This window comes from Sphingobium sp. LB126 (genome assembly GCF_002795205.1).
Classification (GTDB): Bacteria; Pseudomonadota; Alphaproteobacteria; order Sphingomonadales; family Sphingomonadaceae; genus Sphingobium; species Sphingobium chungbukense.
This window is the reverse complement of record NZ_NETV01000001.1, coordinates 3,138,372-3,153,896: the sequence shown is the minus strand read 5'-3', so window position 1 is coordinate 3,153,896 and position 15,525 is coordinate 3,138,372. Positions and strand designations below refer to the sequence as shown.

12 protein-coding genes and 2 tRNA genes are annotated in these 15,525 nt (G+C 63.4%); 4 read left to right on the top strand and 10 right to left on the bottom strand.

The genetic code is table 11. From position 1 onward, the window contains the following. Positions 1 to 191: 191 nt before the first annotated feature. Positions 192 to 1,877 (bottom strand): energy-dependent translational throttle protein EttA, encoded by a 1,686-nt coding sequence (gene ettA / locus CAF53_RS15455; protein ID WP_046762805.1) that lies wholly within the window; start codon positions 1,875 to 1,877, stop codon positions 192 to 194. Positions 1,878 to 1,979: 102 nt separating this feature from the next. On the opposite strand from ettA, the gene CAF53_RS15450 reads away from it, so the two are divergent. From CAF53_RS15450 to CAF53_RS15440, 3 genes are all read left to right on the top strand, one after another. Then, the gene (locus CAF53_RS15450; protein WP_100238537.1) at positions 1,980 to 3,353 is read left to right on the top strand and encodes a M28 family peptidase; all 1,374 of its coding nucleotides are present in this window, start codon (positions 1,980 to 1,982) and stop codon (positions 3,351 to 3,353) included. A gap of 156 nt (positions 3,354 to 3,509) precedes the next feature. Then, positions 3,510 to 3,722 (top strand): hypothetical protein, encoded by a 213-nt coding sequence (locus CAF53_RS15445; RefSeq protein WP_046762803.1) that lies wholly within the window; start codon positions 3,510 to 3,512, stop codon positions 3,720 to 3,722. Positions 3,723 to 3,858: 136 nt separating this feature from the next. Continuing rightward, positions 3,859 to 3,935 (top strand) — tRNA-Pro (locus tag CAF53_RS15440). 90 nt (positions 3,936 to 4,025) lie between these two features. Here the strand turns inward: CAF53_RS15440 and CAF53_RS15435 are convergent. The 7 genes from CAF53_RS15435 to CAF53_RS15405 form a co-directional block, all read right to left on the bottom strand. Next, positions 4,026 to 5,297, bottom strand: a complete 1,272-nt coding sequence (locus CAF53_RS15435; RefSeq protein ID WP_100238536.1) for an alginate export family protein — start codon at positions 5,295 to 5,297, stop codon at positions 4,026 to 4,028. A gap of 78 nt (positions 5,298 to 5,375) precedes the next feature. Beyond that, positions 5,376 to 6,179: an ABC transporter ATP-binding protein gene (locus CAF53_RS15430; protein ID WP_046762801.1), complete on the bottom strand. Its 804-nt coding sequence runs from the start codon at positions 6,177 to 6,179 to the stop codon at positions 5,376 to 5,378. Between the two features lie 51 nt (positions 6,180 to 6,230). Then, entirely contained in the window at positions 6,231 to 7,196 is a 966-nt protein-coding gene (gene ntrB, locus CAF53_RS15425; protein ID WP_242443449.1) for a nitrate ABC transporter permease, read from the bottom strand. Positions 7,197 to 7,213: 17 nt separating this feature from the next. Then, a complete protein-coding gene (locus tag CAF53_RS15420) occupies positions 7,214 to 8,494 on the bottom strand; it encodes a CmpA/NrtA family ABC transporter substrate-binding protein (protein ID WP_100238534.1) in 1,281 nt (426 codons plus the stop codon). 378 nt (positions 8,495 to 8,872) lie between these two features. Further along, positions 8,873 to 8,948 (bottom strand) — tRNA-Ile (locus CAF53_RS15415). A gap of 59 nt (positions 8,949 to 9,007) precedes the next feature. Then, positions 9,008 to 10,045 carry a polysaccharide deacetylase family protein gene (locus CAF53_RS15410; protein WP_100238533.1) on the bottom strand — a complete coding sequence of 346 codons (1,038 nt, stop codon included), beginning with the start codon at positions 10,043 to 10,045 and terminating at the stop codon, positions 9,008 to 9,010. Positions 10,046 to 10,104: 59 nt separating this feature from the next. Then, on the bottom strand, positions 10,105 to 11,817 hold the full coding sequence (locus CAF53_RS15405) for a HAMP domain-containing sensor histidine kinase (RefSeq protein ID WP_242443448.1): 1,713 nt from the start codon (positions 11,815 to 11,817) through the stop codon (positions 10,105 to 10,107). A 203-nt stretch (positions 11,818 to 12,020) separates the two neighbouring features. Between CAF53_RS15405 and CAF53_RS15400 the strand changes: the two genes are divergently transcribed. After that, entirely contained in the window at positions 12,021 to 12,494 is a 474-nt protein-coding gene (locus CAF53_RS15400) for an Lrp/AsnC family transcriptional regulator (protein WP_046762796.1), read from the top strand. A 161-nt stretch (positions 12,495 to 12,655) separates the two neighbouring features. Here CAF53_RS15400 and CAF53_RS15395 read toward each other — a convergent pair whose 3' ends face one another. Further along, positions 12,656 to 13,927: a hypothetical protein gene (locus tag CAF53_RS15395; RefSeq protein ID WP_100238848.1), complete on the bottom strand. Its 1,272-nt coding sequence runs from the start codon at positions 13,925 to 13,927 to the stop codon at positions 12,656 to 12,658. A 106-nt stretch (positions 13,928 to 14,033) separates the two neighbouring features. Then, the gene (locus tag CAF53_RS15390) at positions 14,034 to 15,314 is read right to left on the bottom strand and encodes a hypothetical protein (RefSeq protein WP_100238532.1); all 1,281 of its coding nucleotides are present in this window, start codon (positions 15,312 to 15,314) and stop codon (positions 14,034 to 14,036) included. Between the last annotated feature and the right edge of the window lie 211 nt (positions 15,315 to 15,525).

Below are 15,525 nucleotides of genomic sequence, written 5' to 3'. Positions count from 1 at the left end.
AAAACATTCCACCCCCTCCCATGGCGCAAAAAAGGCCGATCCCATAGGGACCGGCCTGAAAGTTTTAGGAGAGGATGCCTGAAAGGCCCTCTCTATGTGCATCGCAATATATTATATTGCAAGTGCGAAATGCGGAGCAAGGATTGCAACCATTGCAAGCCGTTCCTTGTCTCCGCATCGCACCATGCAAATCAGCGGGTCAATTTCTTATATGCCAACCGCGTAGGACGGTCCGCCGCATCGCCCAGACGGCGACGCTTGTCTTCCTCATACATTTCGAAATTGCCCTCGAACCATTCGACATGGCTGTCACCCTCGAACGCCAGGATGTGAGTCGCCAGACGGTCGAGGAAGAAGCGGTCGTGGCTGATCACCACGGCGCAGCCCGCGAAATTCTCGATGGCTTCTTCCAGCGCCGCCAGCGTTTCGACGTCAAGGTCGTTGGTCGGTTCGTCGAGCAGCAGCACATTGCCGCCCTTCTTCAGCATCTTGGCGATGTGCACGCGGTTGCGCTCACCACCCGACAGCTTGCCGACATTCTTCTGCTGGTCCTGCCCCTTGAAGTTGAAGGCCCCAACATAGGCACGGGTCGACATGTCGTGGCCGTTGACCTTCACATAGTCGAGGCCGTCGGACACTTCCTCCCAGACATTCTTCGAGGCATCGAGATGATCGCGACTCTGGTCGACATAGCCCAGCCGCACCGTCGAGCCGATATCGATCTCACCCGAATCGGGCTGCTCCTGACCGGTGATCAGCTTGAACAGGGTCGACTTGCCCGCGCCGTTCGGCCCGATCACGCCGACGATGCCGCCCGGCGGCAGCATGAAGGAGAGGTTCTCGAACAGCAGCTTGTCGCCATAGGCCTTGCTGATATTCTTCGCCTCGATCACCTTGCCGCCCAGGCGCTCAGGCACCTGGATGACGATCTGCGCCTTGCCCGGCGTGCGGTTCTCCTGGCTGGCGACCAGTTCCTCGAACTTCTTGATACGCGCCTTGGACTTGGTCTGGCGGCCCTTGGTCCCGGCCCTGATCCATTCCAGCTCGTCGTTGATCGCCTTCTGGCGGCCGGTCGCCTCGCGGTCTTCCTGCTCCAGGCGCTTGGCCTTCTTCTCCAGATAGGTGGAGTAGTTGCCCTCATAGGGGAAATATTTCCCGCGATCGAGTTCCAGGATCCAGCCGACCACATTGTCGAGGAAGTAGCGGTCGTGGGTGATCATCAGCACCGCGCCCGCATATTCCTTCAGGTGATTTTCCAGCCACTCGACGCTCTCGGCATCCAGATGGTTGGTCGGTTCGTCGAGCAGCAGGATGTCCGGCTTCTGGATCAGCAGGCGAGTGAGCGCGATGCGGCGCTTTTCACCGCCCGAAAGGCTGTCGACCGGCCAGTCCGAAGGCGGGCAGCGCAACGCTTCCATCGCGATCTCAAGCTGGTTGTCGAGCGTCCAGCCGTCCACGGCGTCGATCTGCTCCTGCAACGTGCCCATTTCCTCCATGAGCGCGTCGAAATCGACGTCTTCCGGCGGATCGGCCATAATCATGCTGATCTCGTTGAAGCGGTCCAGCTTGTCGGCGATTTCCCGCGCGCCGTCCTTGACGTTTTCCAGCACCGTCTTGCTCGGGTCGAGTTGGGGCTCCTGCGGCAGATAGCCGACCGAGATATTCTCGCCCGGCCAGGCCTCACCGCTATAATCCGTGTCGATGCCGGCCATGATCTTCATCAGGGTCGACTTGCCCGCGCCGTTGGGGCCGACGATGCCGATCTTCGCCCCGCGATAGAATTGCAGGTTGATCTGGTTGAGCACCGGCTTGGGGGCGCCGGGAAAGCTCTTGGTCATGCTCTTCATGACGAAGGCGTATTGGGACGAGGCGGACATGGCTTGAAGCAGCTCCGAAAGGACAATCGTTGGAAATTGGCGCCGGGTTAGCGGAGGCGGAACGCGTTGGCAAATGGGGGATGGCCCGCTAAGCCTTCATCCATGCAGAAAATCCGATCGGGCACGCTCGCCGCCCTTCTCCTCGGCAGCATCTCCACCCCCTCCTCCCTCCTGGCCGCGCCGTCCAGCGTCGAGACGATTCGCGTAACCGCCTTGGCGGACACGGTCGCGATGGATTTCACCGAGGGCCTCACCACCGAAGTCGGTCCCCGCCCCGCCGGCACCCCGCAGGAGGCGCGCGCCCGCGACTGGGCCGTGGCGAAGCTCAAGAGCCTCGGCTTCTCCAATGTCCGCGTCGAACCCTACACCATGCCCGTCTGGCTACGCGGCCGTGATGAAGCCCGCGTGATTTCACCCTTTCCGCAAAATCTGGTCCTCGCCGCGCTCGGCAACAGCGCTTCCACCCCGGAAAAGGGCATTGACGGCGAAGTCGTCTATTTCCCGACACTGGCCGACCTCGAAGCCGCCCCCGAAGCCAGCCTCAAGGGCAATATCGTCTTCGTCAGCCACGCTATGCACGCGACCCAGGACGGCAGTTCCTACGGCACGTTCGGCGCCACCCGCCGTCAGGGACCGAGCATCGCTTCCAAAAAAGGCGCCATCGCCATCCTGATCCGCTCCATCGGCACCGACAATCATCGCCAGCCGCATACGGGCGTGCAGATGTGGGCCGATGGCGTGAAGCCCATTCCCGCTGCCGCGCTCAGCGTGCCCGATGCCGAACAGCTTGCCCGCATGGTCGCGCGCGGCCAGCCGGTCCGGCTGCACCTGACGCTTACCTCCAAGATGCTGAAGGACCAGCCGTCGGGCAATGTCGTCGCCGAAATCCCGGGCGGCGACCCCAAGGCAGGCGTCGTCGTCGCCGCCTGCCACCTCGACAGTTGGGATCAGGGCACCGGAGCGATCGACGACGGCGCGGGTTGCGGCATCGTCGCGGCCGCCGCGCTCCAGGCGGCCAAGGGCGGGCCGCTCCGCCGTACCATCCGCATATTGATGGCCGGCGCGGAAGAAGTCGGCGGCAATGGCGGCCGTGCCTATTATGACGCCCATGGTAGGGAGCCTCACGCCATGGCGATGGAATCGGACTTCGGCGCCGATCGTGTGTGGCGCGTCGATTTCAAGCTTCCGCAGAACCACGACGCCCTGGCCCGCCGCATCATCGCGGGCCTTGCGCCGCTCGGCATCGGCGCCAGCCGCCTGCCCGCGGGAGGAGGTTCCGACATCGAACCGCTGGTGAAGGCGGGTGTCCCCGTGGTCGATCTCCAGCAGGACGGCACGCGCTATTTCGACATTCATCACACGCCCGACGATACGCTGGACAAGATCGATCCGGCGCAACTGCAACAGAATGTTGCGGCCTGGGCGGTCGCACTTTTCGAAATCGCAAATGCGCCGGAATCGCTAGGCGTTAACTGAACTTTTATTGTAGACAACTGCTTGTCGCGTGATTCTGTCGCTTCACCGACGCAGAAAAGCATTGATTTGTGCAGCGCACACGTTAATGCGGGTCGCTCGCGTAGGTCACGAATTTAACGTGTCTGACGCGGCAAAATGCTATGGGAGCCGTACACAATGAAGAAGATCGCTGTTGTTTTCGCTTCGGCCGGCCTGCTGGCCCTGGCCGCTTGCGGTGAGAAGCCGGCCAACGAGACCGCGAACGCTTCGAACGCTGTTGTCGAGAACGTTGTCGAAAACGCTGCTAACGCTGCCGACAACGCCGCGAACGCTGCTGACAACGCCGCGAATGCTGCAAACGTTGCTGGCAACGCCGCCAACGCCAAGTAATCTTCGCGTCAGCGAGATTTTCGAAAGGGCGGATCGTCTGGGACGGTCCGCCCTTTTTATTTGGTCAAAGCCGATGCATGTCGCGCAAAACCCTGATTGACGGGGGACATGCTTCACCGCTAAGGCCCGCAAGCGCCGGGGAGTAGCGCAGTCTGGTAGCGCGCCTGCTTTGGGAGCAGGATGTCGCAGGTTCGAATCCTGTCTCCCCGACCACCATCCTGAAAAAGCGAAATGCCACCGCCGCCGGCTCCTTCCGGCAGCGATGGCATTGCTGTAGCGCGCGGCCTTGGCCGCCGTCACATATCAGAGGGCGTAATCGATCTGCGCCCAGAATTTCTTCGTATCGGCATCACCGGTGAAGCTGGCGATCCCCTTGCGCTCATAATCGGCATATTTGATCAGCGCGCTCAGATGCTTGTTCAGCTTCATCGTGACCTGCGCATTATATTCGTCGCCATAATGGATCGACAGCCGGTCGCTGCTGAAATGGTGGAAGGTGAAGGACGCCACCAGCGGCCCCGCCTTTCCGATCTTCGGCACTGTATAACCAATCCCGGCATAATAGTCCTGGATACCGGTGCCCGGCGTGGTCAGGAACTTGTCCGCCCAGCCATTGAACTTGTGCAGCGTCGCAAAAGGCGTCTGGAAGGCGAAGCCGCCCGCAATCCCGGTGGCCCCCGCGTCGGACCCCAGCAGTTCATAGCCGCCCGTCAGCTTGAACGCGGCGACGTCCAGCCCCAGTTCTGCCGCGACATAGTCGGCCGAATAATGCACCGGATTGGTCGCATAGTCGCTCTGCCGGGCATAGCTGGCGAGGTAGCTGAGCTTCACCTTCTTCGTGAACGGCAGGGCGCCCACGAAACGCGCACCATAGGTCTGACTGCTGTTCCGGCGCAGCGCGACGACCGCCTCATCCTCGTCGACCAGATAGGCAAAACCGGTCAGCGTGCCCAGCTTGGTCTTGTAGGAGACATTGGCGAACACATCGTCGCCATCGATCTGCGTCGGCCGGTTGGCCGAGCCGAACTTGCCGCCGTCAATGCCCCAGATGGTCCGGGCGGAAATCGCATAGGTCACGTCGACCTTCAGATTCTTGACGCCCATATATTCGACGCGCACCGCATCGAAGGTCTGCTCATTCTGCCGCCAGGCGACCGAACCGACGAAACGCTGGTCGTCCAGATTGATCCGCTGGCGGCCGACCGTCACGATCAGCGGCTTGGTGCGGTACTGAAGCTGCAAACGGTTCAGCTCGACATTTTCCGGATCGGCGACGATCGGATAGAGCGTCTTCCCATTGACGCCGCTATTATAATCCTCGTCGATCGCCAGCGTGCCTTCGCCTTCGGCCAGGAAAGCGAACGGCCCCTTGGAAATCTCACCGCCTGCGCGCAACCGCATCGTCACCGCATTGGCGTCGCGGCTGCTGGTGAGCGGCGCCGGACCGGCCTGATCGACCGTTTCATAACGTAGCCGCGCCTCGACGACCGGTTTGAACACCACATCCTGCGCCAGTGCCGGCACCGCGATTGCGGACAAGGCCGACGCCGACAACAGGAAAGAAACCTTCTTCATAAATCCCCCTTCATTTGCTCCCGATGGCTGTTTTGGGCCTTTCCAGAGCATCCTCTCCAAACTGGATCGTCTTGATGTTCAGGCGGCGAGCGTCGCCGGATTGCGGTAGCGCTCGTGCAGGAAGTGGATCACGGCCGATCGCGCCTCGGCATATTCAGCCGTATCGATCGCCTCCAACCGGTTGCGCGGCCGCGCCAGCGATACGGCCCGATCCTCTCCGATCCGTGCCGCCGGGCCGTTGGTCATCATCACCACCCGGTCGGCCAGCAGCACGGCCTCATCCACATCATGGGTGATCATCAGCACGGTGTTGTTGAGCCGCGCCTGCAAATCCATGACCACATCCTGCAATGCCGCCCGCGTCAGCGCGTCGAGCGCGCCGAAGGGCTCGTCCATCAGCAAGACGCGCGGGTTCATGGCGATGGCGCGGGCGATGCCGACGCGCTGCTTCATGCCGCCGGACAGTTCGCCCGGACGTTTGGACGCGGCATGGGCCATCTGGACCAGTTCCAGATTGTGCATGACCCAATCCTTGCGCTCGGCCTTGTTCTTGCCGCCCGCCGTCTTGTCGACCGCCAGCCGCACATTCTCCTCGACCGTCAGCCAGGGCAGCAGGCTATGGTCCTGGAAGACCACCGCCCGGTCCGGCCCCGGCGCATCCACGACCTGCCCATCCAGGAAGATCGCGCCCCGCGTCGGCTTGACCAGCCCCGCCACGGCATTGAGCAGCGTCGACTTGCCGCAGCCCGAATGGCCGATCAGCGCCACGAACTGGCCCTTCTCAACCTCCAGATCGATCCCGTCGAGCGCGCAGAAACGCCCGGCCTTGGTCGGAAATTCGACGGTGATGCCCTCAAGCGCGAGATAGCTGCGCTGTTTCATGACGCTGTCTCCCCATGAGCATTTTCTCTCGGAAAATGCGTCCACTAAAAACTATCCGGCGCGGCCGATGATGCGGCCCGCGAAGGAAACGATGCGATCCAGGGTGAAACCGACCATGCCGATCCAGATCAGCGCGACGATCGTGTCGGTCAGCAGTGAACTGTTGTAGCTGTCCCAGATGAAGAAGCCGACGCCGGTGCCGCCCTGCACCATTTCGGCGGCGACGATGGCGAGCCAGCTCATGCCGACGCCGATACGCAGGCCGGTGAACATGTGCGGCACGGTGGCAGGCAGCATGATGCGTGTGAAATATTCGACCGGATTGAGCGCCAGCACCTTGGCGACATTGCGATAGGCCGCTGGAATGGTCTGCACACCCGCCGCCGTGTTCAATATGACCGGCCAGATCGCAGTGATGAAGATCAGGAAGATCGCCGATGGTTGCGCCTGCTGGAAAATCGCCAGGCTGATCGGCAGCCAGGCCAGCGGCGGCACGGTGCGCAACACCTGGAACAGCGGATCGAGCGCGCGGAAGGCAAAGACGCTCTGGCCGATCAATATGCCCAGCGCCACGCCGATCACCGCCGCGATGCTATAGCCGATCAACACGCGGCTGAGGCTGGTCAGCACATGCCCGGCAATACCGACATCGCCGCCATCCTGGATGCTGAAATGGGTCAGGCCGATATCCACGCCCTTGAACGGATGGATGATGACGTCATGGCTTTGCTCCCAGACCGCGAGCGGGCTGGGGAAAGTCGCGCTCGGCGATCCGCAGAGCAATTGCCAGAAGGCCAGCAGCACCGCGATCATCACCATGGTCGGCAGCACGCTCACCACCACGGACCGCGCACCCCGGACCAGCGGATGCTCCGGCGCGGCAACCGGTTCGAAGCTGCGGCGGGCGATGGCCTCTTCAGGATAGGGCACGATAACCCCCAATTCGGTGGTGGACGCGGGGGTGCCACCGGCGGAAGCCGAGGGTCCACTGGTCTTGCTGGGCGATGACGACGCCATGCTGCTTTCCTTCCTCATCAGGCCCGCTTGATCGCCAGGCTGGCCAGATAGGCCTTGGGATTGGCGGGGTCGAAGTTCTTGCCGTCAAAGAATTTCTCGACGCCGCGACTGTCGCTGGCCGGCCCCTTGCCGCCCAGCATCGCGGCGGCCTTGCGCCAGATGTCGGACCGGTTGACCTTGGCGATCGCACCCTTGGTGTCGAGCGACATCGGCAGCTTGCCCCAGCGCTGGTTCTCAGTCAGGAACCACAGGTCATGGCTCTTGTACGGGAAGCTGGCATAGCCGTTCCAGAACTTCATCTTGAACGGCGCGTTCGGATATTTCCGGCCGTCGCCCATGGTGAAATTGCCCTGCAAACGATCGGCAATGTCGGTGATCGGGCACTTCAGATAATCGCGGCCCGAAATGGCACCGGCCAGACGCGTGATATTGTTCGGATTGTCCGCCCAGCGCTGCGCTTCCAGCACCGCGGCTGTGATCGCCAGCGCCGCCTTGGGATATTTCGCCACCCAGTCGGAGCGCATCGCAAAGCTCTTTTCGGGGTGGTTCATCCACATCTGGCCGGTCGAAACGGCGGTATAGCCAAGCTGCTGCGCGACCAACTGGTCGTTCCACGGTTCACCCACGCAGAAGGCGTCCATGGTATCGGCCTTCATGTTCGCCACCATCTGCGGCGGCGGAATGGTGATCAGTTCGACATCCTTGTCCGGATCGATCCCGCCCGACGCCAGCCAGTAGCGGATCCACAGGTCATGCGTGCCGCCGGGGAAGGTCATGGCCATGGTGATCTTCTTGCCCGCACCCTTGCGCTGCGCGATCACGCCCTTCATCTTCGCGGAACTGAGGTCGGCCTTCGCCCCCAGATATTCCTTGGACACCGAAATGCCCTGGCCGTTGACATTGAGGCGGGCCAAAATGCTCATCGGCGTCGCCTTGCCGATCGCGCCCAGCGTCAGCAGATAGGGCATGGGCGTCAGGATATGCGCGCCGTCGACACCGCCGCCCGCGCTGCCCAGCACCAGATTGTCGCGTGTCGCGCCCCAGCTTGCCTGCTTCGCCACCTGCACATCGGGCATGCCATATTTGGCGAAAAAGCCCAGTTCCTTGGCGATGATCAGCGGTGCCGCATCGGTCAGCGCGATGAAGCCCAATTTGGCCCCGGTCACTTCCGGCCCGGTTCCCGCCGCGAATGCACCCGACGGGAACGCCTGGTGCGCCGCAGCAAACAGCGCCGCCGTACCCGACGTCTTGAGCAGTCCACGCCGGCTGACGCCGTCCGGATTATCCCCCTCTGCCATTCCCCAAAATCCTTCCCTGTCCATCATCCCGCTGCGCCAGGCGCGCAGCCAGCCATCGCCGGAAACGCATGTCCGACGTTCGAAAGTCGATGTTGAGAGCCGCCCGGCGACCTCCCGGCCGCCAGCGGAAAACCAAATAAAAAAGCCGCCTGGACGAAGGTCGTCAGACCTGTCCGGGCGGCGTCATTGCCTTATCGATCCCCTTGAGGACCGGGACCGAACTCCACCGTCATCGGTAAGTCCGACCTATGTTTCGAAGCGCCCCTGCTTCGATGCAATGCAAGCTGTCATCGAATCATTCCATGCGCAAGCAAAATTTTTGCGTTGCACAAATTGCAACTGCTCAACGATTCACGCATCCGGCGCTTAAGGGAAATTTGGTGGGCCCGGCAGGACTCGAACCCGCAACCTAGCCGTTATGAGCGGCCAGCTCTAACCATTGAGCTACAGGCCCCACCGTGAAGCGATTTCCAGGCAATCGCGCTCCATCAACATGCGCCCGGATAGGCAGCATCAGGCCGCTTGGCAAGCCCGTCCGCGCATCGGCACCGCGCTCAATAGCTGATCCAGCGTTGCCGCCGATATATTTCGCCGCGCCAGATGGTCGAGCACCACGTCCCACCAGCGATAAAAGGCCGTCCGGTCGCCTTCATCCCGCACATAGGGCGTATGCCCCGGCGTCAATGTCGGCGAATGGAAGCTGAAGTTCAGCACCCGCACCCCCTCCTCGATCAGCGCGTCGATCGCCTGGACCGCCTCCCGCGCGGGAATGCCTTCCGGCGTCAATGGCACCCGGCTGAACATCCGTGCCCGCGCCAGCGCGCCTGCCATCGGCCCCATGCCTTGCGCCGCGCGATAGAGGCGCTCTCCACCCCCGCGCAAAAGGCCGACAAAGGCCGTCGACAGCGGCAATTCCACCAGCGCCCGGTTCGGCCCCGTCCAATAAGGATGCTGCGGCAGTCCCTGGAAATCGGGCCCATGCTGCGCGCTATAGTCGAACCGGCTGCGTACCGAACTGTCGAGCCGGAACCCCGCCTCTTCCAGCAGCCATGCGCTGTTCGGCCCTACGCCATAGCGCCCCGCCCGATAGGCCATGGGCCGCTGCCCGAACCGATCGGCAATGCGTTGGCACAGGACTTCCAGCTTCGCCCGTTCCACCGCTTCGGGCAAGAAACCGACATAGCTGTTCGCCGCCGTCACGTCCTCGACATGCGGCGGATTGACCCAGGGATGGAGGTGCGCACCAATATCCGCGGTCCCATCAGCCAGCCAGCGCCCCATCATGTCCGCCGCGGCATCGCTGTCGACCACCGGATAATCGGTCACATAGACCGGCTTCACGCCCGCCGCCGCAAAATAGGCCTGCCCCCGCGCCATGCCGTCAATCGCCGTCACGCCATGCCCGGTCCGACTGAACGGCGCGTCCCAGTCGAATTCCTCCTCGGTATCCACGAACAGCATGAAACGCGTGCCGAACGCGGGATCGAGCGCGATCCTGTCTTCCGCAGCAGGCGCGCGAAGCAGATTGCCGTCATGGAAAAGCCTGTCCATCCCGCTTTCCTAAGCGGCAATGGTTGCCATCGGGTTTCCCGATCCGGCCCGTCCGGGCATCAGGCGCTGCCCACTGCGTCACCGGTTTCAGCCATGGCAGGCACGGCAAGCAGGAACCGCCCCGGCTCGATCTCAAGCGCCCCGCCGCATCCCGCAGCCAGGCTTCGGATCAGCCGCAGGGAAAAACCCAGTCCCAGCAAAGGGCCATCCGCCCAGTTTCCATCCGGCATATAGCCCGGGTCGAGCAGCCGCTCCTCCTCCATCCCCGCCAGGCTGGACGGCCTGTCGATCGCCAGCACGACCCGTCCGTCGCCCCCGTCGGGCTGATACCAGCACGTCCCGGTCAGCGCCTCACCGGCCGGCGACACGGAAATGACGGTGCGCAGCAGATGCTGGACCATGCGCTCGCCCTGCACCGGGTCGATCCGGACCATCGGCAGGCCGCGCGCCATGGCGATGTCGATCTGCGCGCCATCCCCCTGTTCGCGGAAGCGCGTCGAGACCTGCGTCACCAGCAGCGCCGGATCGACGGCCCGCGGTGCTGACGTCCCCTCGCCGCGCGACACGCGCGCCGCCAGATCGAGATCGTCGAAGGCCGACAGCAAATGCCGTGCGTCCACGGCGATCTTGCCCGCCATGTCGCGATAGGCTTCGCCGGCGGGACCGAAAAGCTCCTGCTCGATGATCTCGGCAAAACCCAATATCGCGTTCAACGGCGTGCGCAGTTCATGGACGAGCTGGCGGATCGAGTCGGCGGAAAGGCCGGCGATCGACACCGGCTCTGCCTTCGGTTCGGCGGCCACCTCATGCAGATAGGGCCGCCGCGCCTGCCCGCGATAGCCCTGGAAACGGCCCGAACGCGGATCGAAAAAGGGCGTGGCCGACAAACGCCATTCGCCCGCCATGGTGCCGCCGACGATCATGTATCGGCCGTTCTGGAATCCGCTGCGCCGCATGAAGGCGCCCGCGACATGGCCATCCGGCCCGCTGCCGCCCTCCAGCGCCGTTTCGTTGAGGGCCAGCCCGATCAGCGCCGCGCGCGGCCCTTGATCCACCCATATGATCGTACCGGCCGCATCCGTTTCGAAAGCGAAGGCGCGCGGTCCCACGGCTTCCTCGCGCCGCGGCGCCTCGGTCGGTTCTCCGGCCCGGCGCGCGCTGGTGAAACGTGCGATCCGGTCGACCAGGTTGCGAATCTGGCTCTGATCCTCTCCCGCTTCCTCTGTCTGGACGCTCGCCCGCGCTTCCTCCGCTGCGATGGGCGAAGGCGCGATCATCGCCTCCGTCAGCAGCATATCCTCCTGCTGCTCCACCTCGACCGCGCTGGTCAGCACCAAGTCGGTCGCGCCAAAGGCCTCCAGCCCCTGAAGCGTCGCCGCGCCCAGATCACGCCGCGCGCGCAGCACCCCGCGCGCCGTCGGGGTCAGTCGCGGCAGCATCTCCACCCATGCCTCGTCCGGCAGTTTTGCGCGGGACATGGCCGCCGCCGCAATTGCCGGCCGGTCGCTCGCGAAGAATTCGACCAGCGTAGGCGACCGCAGCCGCCCGCCCAGTTCCACCACCGTCGCGATGCGCTGCGTTTCCGACAGTTTCGGCAGCAGCGCGGTCATGCGCTCCAGCAGCGCCGTCCGCTCGGCCGGGGACATGATTTCCCGGCCATGACGGTCATTTTGCGCCAGCAGATCCACGCATTGCCGCCACAGCGTCACGGCGCCAAGGCCGCTCCTGCTTTCCGCGGCGAGAACCGTCTGCATGAGATCGTTGAAGCGCACCCATATTCCCCAAATTGGCCCCCGGCGCAGCGCTGAAAAACCATTCGCCGGAGGGATCGTTACACAGGGATAATGCTTCCCGGCCCAAAGGGGAAGGGGCGCGAACGGGTTCTTATCTGAACGTCGCATAGTGGGACAATTGCATTGTCCTGAAATATTATTATGGTAACGCCATATTAACAGGCAAGGAAATAAGCGGAATAATGGCCGGCCCTAATATCGACGATATCGACCTCCAGATCCTGGGTGAATTGCAGGGCGACGGCAGGATGACCAATGTGGAGTTGGCCCGAAAGGTGGGGCTGACCGCTCCTCCCTGCCTGCGTCGTGTCCGCGCGCTGGAGGAAAGCGGCGCCATCAATTCCTATCACGCCGTCGTGAACCCCTCGATGCTGGGATATACCATCACGGTCTTCGCCATGGTCAGCCTGAAAAGCCAGGCCGAAGCCGACCTCAAGGCGTTCGAGGATCATATCGCCACCCTGCCCGAAGTCCGGGAATGCTACATGCTGAACGGCGAAATCGACTTCATCCTGAAGGTCGTGGCGAAGGATCTTCAGAGCTTCCAGCAATTCCTGACATCGAAACTGACCCCCGCGCCCAATGTGGTGAGCGTGAAGACATCCCTGACGATCCGCACGTCAAAAAGCCTGCCGGGCGTGCCGCTTCCGGTCTGAAAATGACGCCAAGGCTGGATCAGTCGGACGTTGGCGTGCGATCAATCACGCCAACGGAGGCCGGAGCCTCAGGATCGCATGTCATCTCCTGAGATACCGGCTTTCGCTGACGTGACGAAAAATCGCCCAAGGCCCTCCAGGACCATTGGCATGCCTTGCCTTCAGCTCGCTGGCACGGCAATCGGCTTGAACGCCGTCTTCCGGCTCTGCTGATCGACCCAGACCGACCAGAAACCCGCGACATTCGCCCAGTTGCCCGTCGTCACCTGGCCCAGCGCCGCTTTGGCTCCGGCCAGATCGCCCGAACGCGCCAGCGCCACGCCCAGACGCGCATTGCCCTTGGCCGTGTCGACGCCGCCCTTGGCCAAAGCCAGCCGATATTGCTCGACCGCCTGCGGATATTGCCCCAGCGAGACATAGATATCCCCCACCGTCATCGCCGCAGAGCCATCCTTGGCCGATGCCGCCTTCTTCGCCGCAGCCGGCAGGCCAGCGATCTCCTTGACCGCCTTGGGCGTCGCGGTCTTCATGAGACCCGCCGTGACCGCCTGTGTCGGGGTGAGCTTGCCCGCCGAGCGTCCAGCCTCGATGATCGCCTTGGTCTCGGCGCTATATCCCGTCTTGTCCGCCAATTGCGCATAGGCCTGGTAATCGCGCTCGCTCGCCATGGCGCCATTGGCCGCCTGCAAGCGATAGAGATCGAGCTGCACCTGGGCGTCCATGCCCGGCGCCGTCAGGTAATTGGCGAGCGCCGTCCGCCATTCTCCGGCCGAATCATAATGGCCCAAACGTTCGCGATAGAGCGCACCGACCTCGCTCCAGTCCCCCGCCTGATAAGCCATGGAGATCGCCCGGTCATACCAGGCCGCCGGGACCGGCTGTCCCGCCGCCCGCTGCCGAGCCAGCGCCTCCTGCACGAAGCTGCGCGCCTCCTTCGCCTTGTTCCTTCGCAGCGCGATGTCCGCGCGCAACATGGTCGCATCGATCGGGTCGTAACCCAGCGTCTTGGCGTAATCGAGCTGGGCATTGGCGTCGTCATAATTGCCGACGATGAAGGACAGATAGCCCGCGACATAGCGCAGACGCGGCATGTCCGTCTTGGGCACGGAGGCGGTCTTGAACATGTCGTTCAGCGCCACCCGCTGCGCCTGCCGGTCGACCTTCAGCACCGCCAGCTCGAACCGGAGCCCGGCCGCCACATAATTTTCGAAATCGCTGACCGGCATCAGCCCGGAGATCTGCGACTGCGCGGCCGCGACATTACCCGCCTTGATCGCACTGTCCGCCGCCTGCGTCGCCGCGCGGAAACCGTCCGACATCTCGATCACCGGCCCCACCGCGACCGGTTTCTTGGCAAAGGCCGGCGCCGCAGCGAACAGCGCCGCCCCCGCCAATAGGCCACAGGTCAAAATTGAATGTCGCATCATGGCCATGTCAGCCATCCCCCTTGTCGACCGGTGCGGACCGGCGCGTCATCATGTTCAAAACAGGAAAAGGCGCGCCACCCCCATGGACGGCGCGCCATAACCAACTGAAAAATCAGGCCTTGGTGGCGAGATAGGCAAGCCACAGGTCGGCGATCTGCTTGCGCGAACCGGCCTGTACCGACTGGAACGCCGCCTTGGCCGACACATTGTCGCCACCCAGCGCCTTGGCGATGCCCATGCGGGTGTTGATCTCATCGGCATCGACACCACCCTTCTGCTTGGCGAGTTCGAACATCGCCGACGCCTTGGCATAGTCGCCATAGCCCAGATAGGCATCCGCCGTCGCCGCCGCGATCTTGCCATTGGCGGCCTTCTTGGCGTCAGCCTCCGCCGAACCCAGCGAGCCCTTGTCGCCCGCGATCTTCGCCACGGCCGGCTGATACAGGTCGCCGCCCTGGCTGGCGTTCAGCACGCCTTTGCTGCGGCCCGCGTCGATCGCGGACTTCACTTCGCCGTAAATGCCGGTCTTCGACGCCATTTCGGCATATTCCAGATAATCCTGCGCCAGCACCAACCCGCCGGAGGTCGCCATCAGGCGCAGCACATCCAGATTTTCACGGTTGGAGATGTTCGGATTGGCCTGCTGGAACAGGCGGACCAGCGTCCGGAGGTTTTCGCCATTGGGAGCCGCCTGATAGGCCTGCTTCGCCCATTCGGTGACTTCCGGCAGCTTGGCGGTCGCGGCACGGCTGACGCCGATCTGATACCATTGCGCCGGCACCTGTCCGCCCGCCGCCTTGGTCGCGTCCGCCGCGGCCTTCAGCGCGGCCAGCCCCTGCTGGTTCAGGCTGCGCTGCGGTTCGACGGAGGGATTGGCCGTGCCCGCCTTGCCGAAATAGGCCTGGGCCAACGTCACATTCACCGCCTCGGCCTTGTAACCGGCTGCGGCCGCCGCCTTGGCGCGCGTAATCGCCAGATCGTAATTCTTCGCCTGCAACGCCTGGTCGGCGGCCACGGCGTTGAACTGGCCGGCCTGTTCCGGCGGGGTCAGGCCGCTGTCCAGCATCTGGGTCAGCGCCTCGCTCTGCATCGCCGCATCCTTGCTGGTGATGGAGGTGTTCAGCTTGATCGCGCCGATCTGATATTTGTCGTCATTCGACTTCGCCTTGCTGTCGGCATCCGCCAGCGCCGCCTTGGCGCCTGCGAAATCCTGCTTCTCGGCAGCCTGCTGCGCGGCCTGGAGCGCCTTCACCACGTCGGGCGACACGTTCAGCTTGGGCGCGCTGCCCTTCTTCTCTTCCTTCTTGGCCGCGAAGGCCGGAGCCGAAACGGCGCCGCCGGCCAGCGCGAGAGTCAGCGCGAGCGCCACGGGTGTAACAAAACGCATGTTCATCTTCTCCTCTGCGCCCGGGGGACAGGCGGCCCTTGTGTAACGCCGATTAGGGGGCGGCGCGTGAATAACGTTTGAACAGCCTATATGCACCAGTTGACCGCCTGTCAGCCCCAAGGAACGGATCACACGAAACAATCTGGCGCACCGATCATGCGCTTCATGGCCCATACCGTTCGTTTCCGTCGCGTGCGCGCGTCCGCGCGAGGGGTGA